The 16,075-nt window shown below is 59.4% G+C and carries 14 protein-coding genes; 6 read left to right on the plus strand and 8 right to left on the minus strand.

All coding sequences use genetic code 11. The features are described 5' to 3' along the window. Position 1 precedes the first annotated feature (1 nt). The 6 genes from nuoJ to ACZ3HH_RS02935 all read left to right on the plus strand — a co-directional run bounded on the left by nuoJ (position 2) and on the right by ACZ3HH_RS02935 (position 7,294). Positions 2-505, plus strand: a complete 504-nt coding sequence (gene nuoJ, locus ACZ3HH_RS02910; protein WP_008014904.1) for an NADH-quinone oxidoreductase subunit J — start codon at positions 2-4, stop codon at positions 503-505. A 2-nt stretch (positions 506-507) separates the two neighbouring features. Then, positions 508-816: an NADH-quinone oxidoreductase subunit NuoK gene (gene nuoK / locus ACZ3HH_RS02915; RefSeq protein ID WP_007946416.1), complete on the plus strand. Its 309-nt coding sequence runs from the start codon at positions 508-510 to the stop codon at positions 814-816. Further along, positions 813-2,666, plus strand: a complete 1,854-nt coding sequence (nuoL, locus tag ACZ3HH_RS02920) for an NADH-quinone oxidoreductase subunit L (protein WP_465802667.1) — start codon at positions 813-815, stop codon at positions 2,664-2,666. The genes nuoK and nuoL overlap by 4 nt, the downstream gene beginning before the upstream one ends. Positions 2,667-2,705: 39 nt before the next feature. After that, complete coding sequence (gene nuoM / locus ACZ3HH_RS02925) at positions 2,706-4,238, plus strand: NADH-quinone oxidoreductase subunit M (protein WP_465802668.1); 1,533 nt, start codon at positions 2,706-2,708, stop codon at positions 4,236-4,238. 7 nt (positions 4,239-4,245) lie between these two features. Next, on the plus strand, positions 4,246-5,709 hold the full coding sequence (gene nuoN, locus ACZ3HH_RS02930; RefSeq protein WP_465802669.1) for an NADH-quinone oxidoreductase subunit NuoN: 1,464 nt from the start codon (positions 4,246-4,248) through the stop codon (positions 5,707-5,709). 259 nt (positions 5,710-5,968) lie between these two features. Continuing rightward, a complete protein-coding gene (locus ACZ3HH_RS02935) occupies positions 5,969-7,294 on the plus strand; it encodes an OprD family porin (RefSeq protein WP_465802670.1) in 1,326 nt (441 codons plus the stop codon). Between the two features lie 197 nt (positions 7,295-7,491). Here ACZ3HH_RS02935 and ACZ3HH_RS02940 read toward each other — a convergent pair whose 3' ends face one another. The 8 genes from ACZ3HH_RS02940 to ACZ3HH_RS02975 form a co-directional block, all read right to left on the minus strand. Next, positions 7,492-8,013: a hypothetical protein gene (locus tag ACZ3HH_RS02940; RefSeq protein WP_465802671.1), complete on the minus strand. Its 522-nt coding sequence runs from the start codon at positions 8,011-8,013 to the stop codon at positions 7,492-7,494. Next, complete coding sequence (locus tag ACZ3HH_RS02945) at positions 7,971-8,264, minus strand: type II toxin-antitoxin system TacA family antitoxin (RefSeq protein WP_223489909.1); 294 nt, start codon at positions 8,262-8,264, stop codon at positions 7,971-7,973. The genes ACZ3HH_RS02940 and ACZ3HH_RS02945 overlap by 43 nt, the downstream gene beginning before the upstream one ends. Before the next feature lie 295 nt (positions 8,265-8,559). Continuing rightward, positions 8,560-8,928, minus strand: a complete 369-nt coding sequence (locus tag ACZ3HH_RS02950) for a DUF6124 family protein (protein ID WP_465802672.1) — start codon at positions 8,926-8,928, stop codon at positions 8,560-8,562. Positions 8,929-9,297: 369 nt separating this feature from the next. Continuing rightward, positions 9,298-9,630, minus strand: a complete 333-nt coding sequence (locus ACZ3HH_RS02955; protein ID WP_465802673.1) for a DUF2790 domain-containing protein — start codon at positions 9,628-9,630, stop codon at positions 9,298-9,300. A 79-nt stretch (positions 9,631-9,709) separates the two neighbouring features. Continuing rightward, a complete protein-coding gene (locus ACZ3HH_RS02960; RefSeq protein ID WP_460145349.1) occupies positions 9,710-9,910 on the minus strand; it encodes a co-regulatory protein PtrA N-terminal domain-containing protein in 201 nt (66 codons plus the stop codon). Positions 9,911-10,189: 279 nt separating this feature from the next. Next, on the minus strand, positions 10,190-13,342 hold the full coding sequence (locus ACZ3HH_RS02965) for an efflux RND transporter permease subunit (RefSeq protein ID WP_465802674.1): 3,153 nt from the start codon (positions 13,340-13,342) through the stop codon (positions 10,190-10,192). 39 nt (positions 13,343-13,381) lie between these two features. Beyond that, positions 13,382-14,575, minus strand: a complete 1,194-nt coding sequence (locus ACZ3HH_RS02970; RefSeq protein WP_465802675.1) for an efflux RND transporter periplasmic adaptor subunit — start codon at positions 14,573-14,575, stop codon at positions 13,382-13,384. 49 nt (positions 14,576-14,624) lie between these two features. Then, on the minus strand, positions 14,625-15,884 hold the full coding sequence (locus ACZ3HH_RS02975; protein ID WP_465802676.1) for a TolC family protein: 1,260 nt from the start codon (positions 15,882-15,884) through the stop codon (positions 14,625-14,627). Positions 15,885-16,075: the final 191 nt, after the last annotated feature.

The following is a 16,075-nucleotide window of genomic DNA, read 5'->3' on the forward strand; positions in this document are numbered from 1 at the left end:
GATGGAATTCGCTTTCTATTTCGCATCGGGTATCGCTGTTGTGTCCACGCTTCGCGTGATCACCAACACCAACCCCGTGCACGCCCTGCTCTACCTGATCATTTCGCTGATCGCCGTGGCCATGACGTTCTTCGCCCTCGGCGCACCGTTTGCCGGTGTACTGGAAGTGATCGCCTACGCCGGCGCCATCATGGTGCTGTTCGTGTTCGTGGTGATGATGCTGAACCTGGGCCCCGCCTCGGTTCAGCAAGAGCGCGTCTGGCTCAAACCCGGCATCTGGCTGGGCCCGGTCGCACTCGGTGCCCTGCTGCTGGCTGAACTGCTGTATGTGCTGTTCGCCCATCAGAGCGGCCAGGCCATCGGCCACACCACCGTAGACGCGAAGGCCGTGGGCATCAGCCTGTTCGGTCCGTATCTGCTGGTGGTCGAACTCGCCTCGATGCTGCTGCTCGCCGCAGCCGTCACGGCGTTCCACTTGGGCCGCAACGAAGCCAAGGAGCAATGACGATGCCTGCTATCCCTATGGAGCATGGTCTGGCGGTTGCCGGCATCCTGTTCTGCCTCGGTCTGGTCGGCCTGATGGTCCGGCGCAACATTCTCTTCGTGCTGATGAGCCTGGAGGTCATGATGAATGCCTCCGCGTTGGCGTTCATCGTTGCCGGTAGCCGCTGGGCGCAGCCGGATGGACAGATCATGTTCATCTTGGTGATCAGCCTGGCAGCCGCCGAGGCCAGTATTGGCCTGGCGATTCTGTTGCAGCTGTATCGCCGCTTCCACACTCTCGATATCGACGCTGCCAGCGAGATGCGCGGATGAACCTTCTCTATCTGACTTTCGTATTCCCTCTCATAGGTTTCCTGCTGCTGGCGTTCTCACGCGGTCGCTTGTCGGAAAACCTTTCGGCGCTGATCGGCGTCGGCTCCATTGGCCTGTCGGCAATCGTCACTGCTTACATAATCTGGCAGTTCAACGTTGCACCACCTGAAGGCGGTCACTACACCCACGTGTTGTGGCAGTGGATGGCGGTAGAAGGCTTCACGCCTAACTTCGCGCTGTACCTGGATGGTCTGTCCCTGACCATGCTCGGTGTGGTGGTCGGCGTCGGCTTCCTGATCCACCTGTTCGCGTCCTGGTACATGCGCGGTGAAGCCGGTTACTCGCGCTTCTTCGCCTACACCAACCTGTTTATCGCCAGCATGCTGTTCCTGGTCCTGGCCGATAACCTGCTGTTCGTGTACTTCGGCTGGGAAGGCGTGGGCCTGTGCTCGTACCTGTTGATCGGTTTCTACTACAGCAACCGCAACAACGGTAATGCGGCACTCAAAGCCTTCATCGTGACCCGCGTCGGCGACGTGTTCATGGCCATCGGCCTGTTCATCCTGTTCCAACAGTTGGGCACGCTGAACATTCAGGAACTGCTGGTCAAGGCGCCTGAGCACTTCAAGGCCGGTGACTTCTGGATCGTTCTGGCGACCCTGATGCTGCTGGGCGGCGCTGTCGGTAAATCCGCGCAACTGCCGCTGCAAACCTGGCTGGCGGATGCGATGGCCGGCCCGACTCCGGTTTCGGCACTGATCCACGCCGCGACCATGGTAACCGCCGGTGTCTACCTGATCGCCCGTACCCACGGTCTGTTCGCCCTGGCGCCGGACATCCTGCACCTGGTGGGTGTTGTCGGTGGCGTGACGCTGGTGCTGGCAGGTTTTGCCGCACTGGTTCAGACCGACATCAAACGTATCCTCGCCTACTCGACCATGAGCCAGATCGGCTACATGTTCCTGGCCCTGGGCGTAGGTGCGTGGGACGGCGCGATCTTCCACCTGATGACCCACGCCTTCTTCAAGGCGCTGTTGTTCCTTGCATCCGGTGCGGTGATCGTTGCCTGCCACCACGAGCAGAACATCTTCAAGATGGGCGGCCTGTGGAAGAAACTGCCACTGGCCTACGCCAGCTTCATCGTCGGCGGCGCGGCCCTGGCGGCCTTGCCTCTGGTGACCGCGGGCTTCTACTCCAAGGACGAAATCCTCTGGGAAGCGTTCGCCAGCGGTAACCAGGGTCTGCTTTATGCAGGTCTGGTTGGCGCCTTCATGACCTCGCTGTACACCTTCCGCCTGATCTTCATCGCGTTCCACGGTGAAGCGAAAACCGAAGCGCACGCCGGTCACGGTATCGCTCACTGGCTGCCACTGTCGGTGCTGATCGTACTGTCGACGTTCGTCGGCGCGATGATCGTTCCGCCGCTGCACGGTGTGCTGCCAGAAAGCGTCGGCCATGCCGGCGGCGAAGCCAAGCACAGTCTGGAAATCGCCTCGGGCGCCATCGCCCTGTCCGGTATCCTGCTGGCCGCGCTGCTGTTCCTCGGCAAGCGCCGCTTCGTCACCGCCATCGCCAACAGCGGTGTCGGCCGCTTCCTTTCGGCCTGGTGGTTCGCCGCCTGGGGCTTCGACTGGATCTACGACAAACTGTTCGTCAAGCCTTACCTTGCGATCAGCCATGTACTGCGCAAAGACCCGCTCGACCAGACTATCGGTCTGATCCCGCGTATGGCCAAAGGCGGTCACACCGCCCTGAGCCGCACCGAGACCGGTCAATTGCGTTGGTATGCCGCCTCGATGGCTGCTGGTGCCGTGCTGGTAATCGGCGCCGTCGTGCTGGTAGCGGTCTGATATGAACCTTGCGAACTTGCGAAAGGAAACGAGCCCGTCATGATTCTGCCTTGGCTAATCCTGATCCCCTTCATCGGCGGCCTGCTGTGCTGGATGGGTGAGCGCTTCGGCGCTACCCTCCCCCGCTGGATTGCGCTGTTGACCATGTCCCTGGAACTCGCTCTCGGCCTCTGGCTGTGGGCCCATGGCGACTATTCATTTGCTCCGGCGCCTGGCGCCGATCCGACCTGGGTGATTGAGTTCAAACACGTCTGGATCCAGCGCTTCGGCATCAACGTGCACTTGGCCCTCGACGGCCTGTCGCTGTTGATGATCCTGCTGACCGGCCTGCTGGGTGTCCTCTCGGTACTCTGCTCGTGGAAAGAGATCCAGCGTCACGTGGGCTTCTTCCACTTGAACCTGATGTGGATCCTGGGCGGCGTCGTCGGCGTTTTCCTCGCCCTCGACCTGTTCATGTTCTTCTTCTTCTGGGAAATGATGCTGGTGCCGATGTACTTCCTCATCGCGCTCTGGGGTCACAGTTCTTCGGACGGCAAGAAAACCCGGATCTACGCAGCGACCAAGTTCTTCATCTTCACTCAGGCTTCCGGCCTGATCATGTTGGTGGCGATCCTGGGTCTGGTCCTGGTCAACTTCAACGACACCGGCGTGATTACCTTCAACTACGCCGACCTGTTGAAGACCAAGATGTCGATGACCACCGAGTACATTCTGATGCTCGGCTTCTTCATCGCCTTCGCGGTCAAGCTGCCAGTAGTACCGTTCCACTCCTGGTTGCCTGACGCTCACGCCCAGGCACCGACCGCGGGTTCCGTGGACCTGGCCGGTATCTTGTTGAAGACTGCGGCGTATGGCCTGCTGCGTTTCGCCCTGCCGCTGTTCCCGAATGCCTCGGCCGAGTTCGCGCCGTTCGCCATGACCCTGGGTCTGATCGGGATCTTCTACGGTGCGTTCCTGGCCTTCGCGCAAACCGACATCAAGCGTCTGATCGCCTTCTCGTCCGTTTCCCACATGGGCTTCGTGCTGATCGGCATCTACTCCGGCAGCCAACTGGCGCTGCAGGGCGCAGTGATGCAGATGCTGGCGCACGGCCTGTCGGCGGCGGCACTCTTTATCCTCTCCGGTCAGCTGTACGAGCGTACCCACACCCGCGATATGCGTGAGATGGGTGGCCTGTGGTCGAAGATTGCCTACCTGCCAGCCCTTAGCCTGTTCTTCGCCGCCGCGTCGCTAGGCTTGCCGGCGACCGGTAACTTTGTCGGTGAGTTCCTGATTCTGATCGGCACCTTCGCCAGCGCCCCATGGATCACTGTGATTGCGACGTCCGGCCTGGTGTTCGGTTCGGTCTACTCGCTGATCATGATCCACCGTGCCTACTTCGGCCCGTCGAAATCGGACGCGGTGTTGCATGGCATGGACGGTCGCGAACTGATCATGGTGGTTGGACTTGCGGCGCTGCTGATCTACATCGGCGTGTACCCGCAGCCGTTCCTCGATACCTCTGCCGCGACGATGCATGGCGTGCAGCAGTGGCTCGGCACCGCCTTCACTCAACTCGCTTCGGCCCGGTAAGAGCGCTATGGAATTCACGACTCAACACTTTATCGCGCTTGCGCCGTTGTTGATCACCAGCGCCACGATCATCGTGGTGATGCTGGCTATCGCATGGCGCCGCAACCACTCACAGACCTTCCTGCTGTCGGTGGCAGGTCTGAACCTGGCTCTGCTGTCGATCCTGCCAGCCCTGAAAGTCGCGCCGCTGGCCGTGACGCCACTGCTGCAGATCGACACCTTCGCTTGCTTGTACATGGCGCTGATCCTGGTCGCCACCCTCGCTTGTGTCACCCTCGCCCACGCCTACCTGGGCGATGGCGGTTCGGGTTACCCGGGCAACCGTGAAGAACTTTACCTGCTGATCCTGATGGCCGCCGCCGGTGGCCTGGTACTGGTCAGCGCGCAGCACCTGGCCGGCTTGTTCGTCGGTCTGGAACTGCTCTCGGTACCGGTTTACGGTCTGGTGGCTTATGCCTTCTTCAACAAGCGCTCGCTGGAAGCCGGTATCAAGTACATGGTGCTGTCGGCCGCCGGTTCCGCGTTCCTGTTGTTCGGCATGGCCCTGCTCTACGCCGACGCAGGCAGCCTGAGCTTCAACGGCATCGGTCAGGCCCTGGCGGCCACCGGTCTGCCAAGCTCTCTGGCTCAACTGGGCCTGGGCATGATGCTGATCGGCCTGGCGTTCAAGTTGTCGCTGGTACCGTTCCACCTCTGGACCCCGGACGTTTACGAAGGTGCTCCGGCACCGGTGGCAGCGTTCCTGGCCACCGCGTCGAAAGTCGCTGTGTTCGCGGTGATGGTGCGTCTGTTCCAGATCTCGCCAGCGGCGAGCAGTGGTGTGCTGAGCGACGTGCTGACCATCATCGCCATCGCGTCGATCCTGTTCGGTAACCTGCTGGCACTGACCCAAAGCAACCTCAAGCGTCTGCTGGGTTACTCGTCCATCGCCCACTTCGGCTACCTGCTGATCGCCCTGGTGGCGAGCAAGGGCCTGGCCCTGGAAGCCATCGGCGTGTACCTGGTCACCTACGTGATCACCAGCCTCGGCGCGTTCGGCGTAATCACCCTGATGTCCTCGCCGTACAACGGCCGTGACGCGGATGCCCTGTACGAATACCGCGGCCTGTTCTGGCGCCGTCCGTACCTGACCGCCGTCCTGACCGTGATGATGCTGTCCCTGGCCGGTATCCCGCTGACCGCGGGCTTCATCGGCAAGTTCTACATCATCGCTACCGGTGTCGAATCGCACCAATGGTGGCTGGTCGGCTCCCTGGTACTGGGCAGCGCCATCGGCGTCTTCTACTACCTGCGTGTGATGGTCACCTTGTACCTGATGGAACCGAACCTGCGTCGCCACGATGCCCAGCTGCACTGGGAGCAACGTGCAGGCGGCGTGATGCTGCTGGCGATTGCCGTACTGGCGTTCTTCCTCGGCCTGTATCCACAGCCGCTGCTGAACCTGGTTCAGCAGTCGGGGTTGGCGGGTTGATCGCTTAAGCGACACTCGGTAGTAAACAGAAACGGCACCTTCGGGTGCCGTTTTTGCGTTTGTGGGATTTGTTACTGCTGCCCTGCTCTTTTGAAGCCAGCCACACCCACATGACGAAATTGTAATTCCCCCATCACCTTGGCGTTATCCGCAGCTTGCAACGATGTCACCCGGCGACCATGCCGGCGGGCCCTTGCCCGCCGAACAATAAAACCACGCCGAAGCACGTTCACGTTCTGCCGAACCCAAGGAGTGATTGATGGTTAACAACACAAAAATGTCGATGGCCGCTTTAGCGGTGGTTGTCGGCGCCGGGCCGTCCATGGTGTTTGCGGAAGATAAGGCTGAGGGGTTTATCGAGGGCAGCAGCCTGACGGTGCTCAACCGCAACTTCTACTTCAATCGTGATCACCGCAACGGCCAGTCCAGCCCCACCGGCAATGGTTATTCCGAGGCCTGGTCCCACGCAGTCATCAGCAAGTTCGAATCCGGCTTTACCCAAGGCACCGTCGGGTTCGGCGTGGATGCATTTGCGATGATCGGCTTGAAACTCGACACTGGTGGCGGGCGCAACGGTGGTCGCAGTTCGTTTGATGTGCTGCCGGTCAACAGTGACGGCGAAGCCCGGGACGAATACTCCAAGGTCGGCGGGGCCGCCAAAGTGCGTGCCTTTGATACGGTGATCAAGGTTGGCGATGTGTTCCCCGCCAACCCGGTCGTCGCGGCGGGCGACTCCCGACTGTTGCCGGAAAGCTTCCGGGGTGTCACGGCCACCAACACCAGTATCGAAGGCTTGTCGGTACAGGGCGGTCGGTTGCACGCGATGAGCCAACCGGTATCCAGCGACATGCGCGAGAACTTCGCGACCTTCTACGCCGGCCCGGTCAATTCGCCATGGGTCGGCTACTTCGGTGGCGACTACACGCTGAACAAAAACCTCAGTTTCAGCCTGTACTCCAGCCGCCTCAAGGATGCCTGGAATCAGTATTACGCCGGCACCGCGTGGACGTATCCGCTGTCGGATGACCTGTCGCTGTTTGGCGGCCTCAACTATTACAAGGCTGTCGACGAAGGCAAACAGTTGATCGGCAAGTTCGACAACAACATCTGGAGTGGCCGGGTCGGGGTGAAACTCGGCGCCCATTCCGTAGCGCTGTCGCACCAGCGCAACAACGGCAATGACGATTTCGATTATCTGCGCCAGTCCGATTCGATCTTCCTCGACAACTCCATCCAGTACAGCGACTTCAACTCACCCAAGGAACGTTCGTGGATGGTGCGCTACGACCTCGACATGACGACCTACGGCGTTCCGGGGCTGTCGTTCATGACCCGTTACGGCCGCGGCACCGACGCCGACTATTCCAGTGCCAACTCCGTGTACATGCGCCGCGATGCCGATGGCAACCCGCTGACCGACCAGAAACGCTGGGAGCGCGACATCGAAGTCAAATATGTGGTGCAGAGCGGCTCGCTGAAAGACATGTCGCTGCGCCTGCGTCAGGCCACAACCCGCGCCACGGCATTTGAGTCGGATCTGGATGAGGTACGGGTGATTGTCGAGTATCCGCTGGCGATTCTCTGACTTCATTTGGTTGATGCAAATTCACCTTTAGAAGCTCCTTGCTCCTTTGGTAAGAGGTGAATCTTTTGGCGCCCTTCGGGGCGCCTTTTTTGTGGCCCTAGGATTGCCAGCTGCAGGCTACCGTAGATCGCGACCTGACTCAGTACCCATGCTGCACTCTCGGCATAATCAACCCGCTATTGCGACAACATCGAGTGCTAGCGCAGCGGCAGCATCAGGGTAATAGGGGAAATGCCTGGGCACGGAATAAATCCCGCGTACTTGATGTAGAAATTTGACAGACGGTCGTTAAGTGGGTGGGCAATGATTGCGCTCGAGCCGATAGATTGGGAGGCGTTGATGGCTCGCTCAATCGCATCCTGCAGCAAGTCGATGGCGAAGCCCTCACCCTGAGCTTCGCGTGTTACTCCCATGCGCCCTAGCAGCGTCACTGGATGGACGCTTGGTGAATTGCGTTGATGACTTTTCGGCATGACATTGGCACGAGCTACTGAACCGCTCGACAGAGTGTAATAAGCCATCACGATCGACGTGGCTTTGCGGCAGCTGACATAAACAACCGCCTGTTTGGCGGCTTGCGCCTTTCGTGCCTTCTTTTGCAGGTATTGATCGATGGACACTTCACCCGAATCGAAGTCATCAAGCTCGTGACGATCGTTAAGTCTTTCGGGTGCGGTCAGCTCCACCGCTTTGGACGTGCGAGCAGTTGGTGCAGGCATTCGTTACCTCGGGCCGGGTTGGCTTCAATCGCCTGTTCGAATGCGTCAAATGCAACGTCGTCGAGAAGGAACAATCGTTTATCCAGAATCACTTCTTCAGCTTTTTGACACGCTGCTTCCAGGATAAAGCTTGTGCGATCACGACCGGACATGGCAGCTGCCAGATCGATCAGGTTACGTTTCTTTTCGTCCGCTCTCATGTTGATTGGAACGGGTTTGGATTTTTCAACGCTTTCGGCTGTGGTGGACATTGTTCTGTTTCCCATCTGGGTAGGTGATGTTGGAGCCGGAGCCTCCTTATGGCATTAGCACATCAGCATGTATTTGCTTTTCATTTTTTTGACTCCTTGAGTGGCCCGGAGAGACTTGGGCCATGCTGCTTAACGTGAAATCTAACGTTTTAGGTGTGAAGCCATAAAGGCGGCGTCGGAATCGATTCTATACCGACCGTATAGCTAATGCATATACGCGTGTAGCTTTCGGATATACGGTCGACGCAAATCTAAATGTGACGAGAAACAAAACTCTCGCCACATTGCTTAACACCTAGGCAGTCACCTCAACGTTATCCAACGCCTGATTCACCGCCAACTCTCCCAACATGACCACTTGCGCAATACCCAACAGAGTCTTGCGATGAGTGCCTTCCAGCAACGCGGCGAAGTCACCGAGCATGACCGTGGCCGAGGACAATGACTCGCTGGCATTAGCCAGCAGGGATTCGGTGTCGGCTTTGGGATTGGCGAAATACATCTGGTTTGGGGTGTAGGGCGTGGCCATGACGTGGGCGGTAGGGTTCAGGTAGTAATCGAGCGCACGTTCGGCGGCTTCGTGGAGTTTTTTGGTGTCGATGGAGGCGTAGGGGGACGTTGCGTCGGCTTCTGTTTCGGGAGGGTTGGGTGTTGGCTTTTTCATGATGTTTTTCTCTCTTTGATAGTTGCAGCTGGCCCATTCGGTTTCCAAGCGAATGGGTGGCAGCTGTACGCAGGTTGGAAACCCGGGAGAGAGCAACCCGGCAGACACGAAGGTCTCCCGCGTACAGCCGCCATAACAGAGTGCACACCATGAAGGTGCGCAAGCATACGTTATGAAAGGCGCTTTTGTGCTCTCTTACCTCCGGGGTTTCCAAGCCCGGTCGCTGAATTTTCAGCGACGTACACAGGCTAGAGAGCGGACGTCCGACGGACAACCTGAAAACATTGTGGGAAGGTTCTGTGTTTGCGCCACATCCGTTAAACATCCCGAATTGAAATACGCAATGTAGATGGTGTGCCCTCTGTGCCCTCACCCACCCTGTCGGCGGCAATCGCCTGCCACGGTGTATTTGATGGTGTTGAGTTGCCCCTGAGAATCCTCATAGGTCATTGCGGTGGGCACCACAGCGCAAGCCACCTGCGGCCGCACAACGCTTACCACTTTCACCACATCCAGCTTCATCCCGTATTCATAGTCTTTCACCACCGGTGCCGGTTTGCCCTGGTTGGCGGCGTATTGCTCCATGGCTTTGGTGTTGGCACTGAGCATTTTCTCGAACGTCCGGTCACCGCCACCTTCAGCGAGTACATTCAGGGACATCGCCATAACCCCGGCAAACGTAATCCACTTAAAGAACTTCATATCCACTTCCTTCAAAATCCGGCTCATAAAAAAGCCCGGCATCGGGAATCGATGACGGGCTTGTTCAAGTGCGGCACGCTTACAGGTCTTTGGTCTTGTCGTCCTTCTTTTCATTCACAACGATGGGGTCGCGCGCCTGCTCTTTGGCGACAAATTTCTCTACCGACCGGTCATTGGCCGCCATCATTTTTTCGAATGCCCGGTCGCCGCCGCCTTCAGCCAAGACCACAGAAGACATCACCAACGCCACCGCAAACGCACTCAGTTGTGCAAGTTTCATGTTTGATTCCTCGTTTAATTAACTGACGGGATCAAGGTAACAATCCGAACCTTTCGTGACGGTGGCGTGGAGATTACATATCCGTTATGTGGGAGGGGCAGTCATTGCAGAGTATTGATCACTCAGAAAATCTGCAGACTGAAAAATACCTGTGGCGAGGGAGCTTGCTCCCGTTGGGGCGCGAAGCGGCCCTTGCTCTTCATCTGAAAAGCGGGGCCTGCTATGCAGTCCAGCGGGAGCAAGCTCCCTCGCCACAGGGGTTGTATTCACAGAGTTGGATTAGGGGGTGGGAGTTACTTCCTCATCCCGTCGATGGGCGAGTTGGTACAGCGCGGGCAATATCAGCAACGTGAGGATGGTCGAGGACAGAATCCCGCCAATCACCACCGTCGCCAACGGACGTTGTACCTCCGCCCCAGTGCCGGTCGCCAGTGCCATCGGAATAAAGCCCAGGGACGCCACCAGCGCCGTCATCAACACCGGCCGCAGACGAGTCAGCGCGCCTTCGTTGATCGCATCACTGAGTGAACGCCCCTCCTCCCGCAAATTGCGGATGAACGCGATCATCACCAACCCGTTGAGCACCGCCACCCCCGACAGCGCAATGAACCCCACGCCCGCCGAGATCGACAGCGGAATATCCCGCAGCCACAGCGCCATGACGCCACCGGTCAACGCAAACGGAATCCCGGTGAATACCAACAAGCCGTCCTTGAGGTTGTTGAACATCATGAATAGCAGTCCGAATACCAGCAACAAAGCCACCGGCACCACAATCTGCAAGCGTTTGGCCGCCGCCTGCAACTGCTCGAACTGCCCGCCCCAACTGGTCCAGTAACCCGCCGGAACCTGAACATCGCGCTCGATCACCTCACCGGCCTCTTTAACGAAGGAGCCAATATCCCGCCCGCGCACGTTGGCGCTGACGATCACCAGCCGCTTGCCGTTTTCGCGGCTGACCTGATTCGGCCCGAGAACCAGATCGAGGCTGGCGACGTCGTTGAGGGCGATGAAGCCAATCTGATCGGCAGCGCCATTCAGTGGCGCCGGCACCGGAATCAACAGCGCCGACAAACCTTCAATATCCTTGCGCATGGCATCGGACAATCGCACCACCATGTCGAAACGCCGATCCCCCTCGTACAACGTCCCCGCCTGACGCCCGCCGACCGCCACCGCAATGGTGTCCTGTACGTCGCCGACGTTGAGCCCGTAACGCGCCGCCTTGTCGCGGTCGATGTTGATGGTCAGCACCGGCAGGCCGGTGGTTTGCTCGACCTTGACCTCGGACGCGCCGTTGACCTTCTGCAGGGCGGCGGCGATCTTCGCCGCCGTGGCGTTGAGCACGTCCATGTCATCGCCGAACACCTTGACCGCTACATCACTGCGCACGCCGGAGATCAGTTCGTTGAAGCGCAACTGGATCGGCTGCGACAGTTCATAGTTGCTGCCCGGCAGCATCGCGGCGGCTTGTTGCAGTTCAGCCATCAGTGTTTCGCGCGACTTGCCAGGGTCCGGCCACTGCTCTTTCGGCTTGAGCATCACGTAGCTGTCGGAGATGTTCGGCGGCATCGGGTCGGAGGCGATTTCGGCGGTGCCGGTGCGGGCGAACACTCGCTCGACTTCCGGCACCTTGTTGAGGATCAAGGTCTCCAGACGCTGCTGCATGTCCACTGATTGGGTCAGGCTGGTGCCCGGCACGCGTAACGCTTGCAGGGCAAAATCGCCCTCACTGAGGCTCGGCACAAACTCGCTGCCCATGCGGCTGGTGAGCACGCCGCTGAGCACAATCACAGCCAACGCCGCACCCACCGCCATTGCGCGATGGGACATCACCCAAGCCAGAGCCGGCGCATAAACGCGACGCGCGCCGCGCATGACCACGCCTTCTTCTTCTTTGACTTTGCCGGTGACGAACAGCGCGATGGCCGCCGGGACGAAGGTCACCGACAACAGCATGGCGCCCAATAGCGCGATGACCACCGTGAAGGCCATCGGGTGGAACATTTTCCCTTCGACACCACTCAGGGCGAAGATCGGCAGGTACACGACCATGATGATCAACTGGCCGAAAATCAGCGGCCGCCGCGCTTCTTTGGCCGCCGCAAATACCTCGCGGAAACGCTCGGAACGGCTCAGCAATCGCCCGTGATGCTGCTGCGCATGAGCCAGGCGCCGCAGGGTGTTTTCGACGATTACCACCGCGCCGTCGACGATGATCCCGAAGTCGAGCGCGCCGAGGCTCATCAGGTTAGCGCTGACTTTGTTGGTGAACATGCCGGTGAAGGTGAACAACATCGACAGCGGAATGACCATGGCGGTGATCAACGCCGCGCGAATGTTGCCTAGAAACAGGAACAGAATCGCGATGACCAGAATCGCGCCTTCCAGCAGATTTTTCTTCACCGTGGCGATGGCTTTGTCGACCAGGTGCGTGCGGTCATACACCGGAACCGCGATCACGCCTTTAGGCAGGGAGCGGTTGATCTGCTCAAGTTTGCTGGCCAATGCCTGGGAGACCGTGCGGCTGTTTTCACCAATCAGCATGAACACCGTGCCGAGCACCACTTCACGACCGTTTTCAGTGGCGGCACCGGTACGCAGTTCGTGGCCGATGTCTACGGTCGCAACGTTCTTGATCCGGATCGGCGTACCGTCGACATTGGCCATGACGATGTTGGCGATGTCCTCGACGCTCGCCACCTGGCCGGGCGCACGAATCAGCAACTGCTCGCCGCTGCGCTCGATGTAACCGGCGCCGACGTTGGCGTTGTTACGCTCCAGCGCCGTGACCAGATCGGTGAGGGTCAGTTTGTAAGCCGCCAGCCGTTTCGGGTCGGGGGCAATCTGGTATTCCTTGGCGAATCCGCCGATGGTGTTGATCTCGGCCACACCGGGCACATTGCGCAATTGCGGCTTGATGATCCAGTCTTGAATCACCCGCAGATCGGTCGGCGTGTAGGCCGTGCCGTCGTCCTTGAGCACACCATCCTGCGCCTCCACCGTCCACAGGAAAATCTCGCCAAGCCCTGTGGAAATCGGCCCCATTACCGCTTCCGCACCCTCGGGCAATTGCTCCTTGGCGATCTGCAAACGCTCGTTGACCAATTGCCGGGCGAAGAACAGATCGGTGCCGTCCTTGAAGATCACCGTGACCTGCGACAGCCCCGAACGTGACAGCGAACGGGTCTGCTCCAGCGCCGGCAAACCGGCCATGGCGGTTTCAATCGGGAAGGTGATGCGTTGCTCGGTTTCCAGCGGCGAGAACCCGGCGGCGCCGGTATTGATTTGCACCTGGACGTTGGTGATGTCGGGCACGGCGTCGATCGGCAGTTTTTGATAACTGGCGATGCCGAGGCCGGCCATAAGCAAAACGGCGAGCAGCACGATGATGCGCTGCTCGATGGCAAACTGGATCAGGCGTTCGAACATGAGAACCTTCTCGTCGAGGGGACGGATCAGTGGGAGTCTTCAGTGAGAGTGCTCAGCTGAGGCTTTGCCCAGTTCCGATTTGAGGACGAAGCTGCCGGCACTGGCGACTTGCACGCCCGGTTCCAGCCCTTGGGTGACTTCCACCAAACCGGCCGCACGACTGCCCAGTTCCACCGGTTGCGCCTTGAAGCCGTCGTCGGTGCGCACGAACACCGTGGGTTTGTCCTCGACGGTCTGGATCGCGGTTTCGGGGATGGCGACCTTGGCTTGGCGACTGTCGGTAGCAACCAGCGCGGTGACGAACAAGCCGGGGCGCCACGAGCCTTGTGGATTTTCCAGGGTCACGCGAACCGTTGCAGTGCGGGTCTGTTCACCCAGCAAACTGCCGACGTAGGCCACGGTGCCGACGACTTCGGCATTGAGTTCCGGGGCGCTGACGGTGACCGGTTTGCCCACTTGCACCTTGTTCAGATCCTTGGGCGAAACGCCGAACGTCACCCACACCCGCGACAGGTCGGAGAGCGTAAAAGCCGCCGAGGATTCATCGACCACCTCCCCCGGTGTCAGGTGTTTCTCCACCACCACGCCGTCGAACGGCGCGCGCAGTTCATAGCGATTGCCGCCGGTGGCGACCACGCTGCCACTGAGCACGCTGATTTTTTGCCGGGCATTGGTCAGGGAAATTTCGGCTTCTTCCAATGCTTGACGTGCCTGAAGGAAATCCTGCTCGGCGGAGATCTTGTCCTGCCACAGTTTTTTCTCGCGTTCGTAGGTGGTGCGCGCCAAGGTCAGGCGACGCTGTGCGGCAGCCTGTTCGCTGCGCTGATCGGAGATCTGCTGACTGGCGATCACCGCCAGCAACTGGCCCTTCTTCACCGACTGCCCGAGATTGACCGACACCGACTCGACCACACCGGGTACCCGAGGCACCACGTGCGCGGTGCGGTCTTCGTCAAAGCGTACTTCGCCGGGGAACGGCAAGCCGAGGCTGATGTTCTGCGTCCGCGCTTCGGTCAATTGAATGCCTGCCGCCGTAATCTGTTCGGTGCTCAACTCCAAGTGCCCTTCTTCTGTATGTTCACCGTCGGCTGCTGCGCCTTCTTCAGCGTGATCGGCGTGTTCCGCCGCTTCATCGGCGTGAGCGTCGATGGACGCATTGCCCGGCCACATCGAGCCAATCCCAATGCCCAGCGCCAACGTCGCCGCAGCAACCACGAACAGTTTTTTTTCCATGGAAACTCCTCTGCGCCATGCCATCGCGCAGTGATCTAAAAGATGAAATTCAAGGGCTGACGGAGAGGTCGCCGAAGATGCGTTCGATGCGTACTCGCGCATCCGTCGTCTCGCTGACGGCCTGGATGTATTGGCTGCGCGCGCTGATCAGGGTGCGTTGGGCGTCGAGCACGTCGAGGAATCCGAACTTGCCCATTTCGAAGCCGCGCGTGGCGCTGTCGACCGCACTTTGCGCGGCGGGCAGGATGGTCTGGTTGAACGCTTCTACTTCGCCGTTGGCGGTCTGCCATTGCTCAAGGGTGGTCTGGATTTCCGTGCGCAAACGCAGCTCGGTGGCGTTGCGCAGATCCCGCGCCTGATCGCTGCGCCGCGCCGCTGCCAGCACATTGCCCTGATTGCGATTGAACAGTGGAATCGGCATCGACAGCCCGACCACGTTGACCCGCTCGCGCTCGGTTTCACTGTATTGGCTGCCAACGCTCACGGTCAGGTCGGGAATGCGTTGCGACTTTTCCACACCCAATGAGGCTTCGCGCTGATCGATCTGCAATTTGGCCAGACGCAGCTCGGCGGTCTCGTTCAGGCGCTCAAGCAATCGGGTCGGCGGTGGCACGGTAGGCATGCTTTGCGTGGCCGCTTGCACGGTGGTAGAGGTTGGCAACGGTGAGCCCATGACCTGCGCCAATTGCTGATAGGCGTTGGCCTGATCGCGTTCGGCGCGGCTCAATTCCAGACGCACTTCGGAGAGTTGCACTTGCGCACGGGTGCCTTCGACTGGCGATGATTGACCGGCCTTGATGCGTCCTTGGGCAACGCGCAAACCGTGTTCGGCGAGTTGCAGCGACTGGCGCGACAACTGCAAGCGTTGTTGCGCGGTCTGGGCGCTGTTGAACGCCTGAATCACATCGGCGCGCAAGACATTGCGCTTGCGCTCCCATTCGATCCCCGCGGCGTCCTGCGCGCGGCTGGCGACATCGATTCGTGCGCCACGTTTGCCGCCCAGTTCGATCGGCTGGCTGAGCATTACCGTGGTGGTTCGCGAATTGCGACGGGTGTCTTCGGCCTCCCACGACACTTCGGGGTTGGGGATCAGACCGGCCTGTTTGCGCTCACCCTCGGCGATGCCGATTTCCCACTGCGCAGCCGCCAGATCCGGGTTACCGGCGAATGCCGTTTGCAGGGCTTGATCGAGGGTCAGGGTCGATGCATGCACAAGACCCGTGCCGGCCAGTAACACAACGCTGGCCGTCACTGTCCTCGCTGTTTTTTTCAGGCGTGATCGCGCCGTCAGTTCTTTTAAACCGGGCAATGGAAGACTTCCTATATTCAAGAATCTTTGATGCCGCCACGGTAGGGTTTTGAACTTATCGGCAAGGTGACTGGAACATTACAAATCCGTTATCCACGATTTGTGGAAGTTGTTTTAGTCTAGGATGCGAAGTGCGAAAGGTGACATAGCAATATATAGAAACAAATACACGGTAGTTATCTGCCAAACAG

Source organism: Pseudomonas sp. PME37.24/025 (assembly GCF_055556615.1).

Excerpts from the sequence above, each read along its gene's own strand:
- ACZ3HH_RS02950 (WP_465802672.1), bottom strand. The coding sequence starts at position 8,928 with ATGAAAAAGCCAACACCCAACCCTCCCGAAACAGAAGCCGACGCAACG.
- ACZ3HH_RS02935 (WP_465802670.1), top strand. The coding sequence starts at position 5,969 with ATGGTTAACAACACAAAAATGTCGATGGCCGCTTTAGCGGTGGTTGTC.
- ACZ3HH_RS02960 (WP_460145349.1), bottom strand. The coding sequence starts at position 9,910 with ATGAAACTTGCACAACTGAGTGCGTTTGCGGTGGCGTTGGTGATGTCT.
- ACZ3HH_RS02945 (WP_223489909.1), bottom strand. The coding sequence starts at position 8,264 with ATGTCCACCACAGCCGAAAGCGTTGAAAAATCCAAACCCGTTCCAATC.
- nuoN (WP_465802669.1), top strand. The coding sequence starts at position 4,246 with ATGGAATTCACGACTCAACACTTTATCGCGCTTGCGCCGTTGTTGATC.
- nuoK (WP_007946416.1), top strand. The coding sequence starts at position 508 with ATGCCTGCTATCCCTATGGAGCATGGTCTGGCGGTTGCCGGCATCCTG.
- ACZ3HH_RS02970 (WP_465802675.1), bottom strand. The coding sequence starts at position 14,575 with ATGGAAAAAAAACTGTTCGTGGTTGCTGCGGCGACGTTGGCGCTGGGC.
- nuoJ (WP_008014904.1), top strand. The coding sequence starts at position 2 with ATGGAATTCGCTTTCTATTTCGCATCGGGTATCGCTGTTGTGTCCACG.
- ACZ3HH_RS02940 (WP_465802671.1), bottom strand. The coding sequence starts at position 8,013 with ATGCCTGCACCAACTGCTCGCACGTCCAAAGCGGTGGAGCTGACCGCA.
- nuoL (WP_465802667.1), top strand. The coding sequence starts at position 813 with ATGAACCTTCTCTATCTGACTTTCGTATTCCCTCTCATAGGTTTCCTG.
- ACZ3HH_RS02955 (WP_465802673.1), bottom strand. The coding sequence starts at position 9,630 with ATGAAGTTCTTTAAGTGGATTACGTTTGCCGGGGTTATGGCGATGTCC.
- ACZ3HH_RS02965 (WP_465802674.1), bottom strand. The coding sequence starts at position 13,342 with ATGTTCGAACGCCTGATCCAGTTTGCCATCGAGCAGCGCATCATCGTG.
- nuoM (WP_465802668.1), top strand. The coding sequence starts at position 2,706 with ATGATTCTGCCTTGGCTAATCCTGATCCCCTTCATCGGCGGCCTGCTG.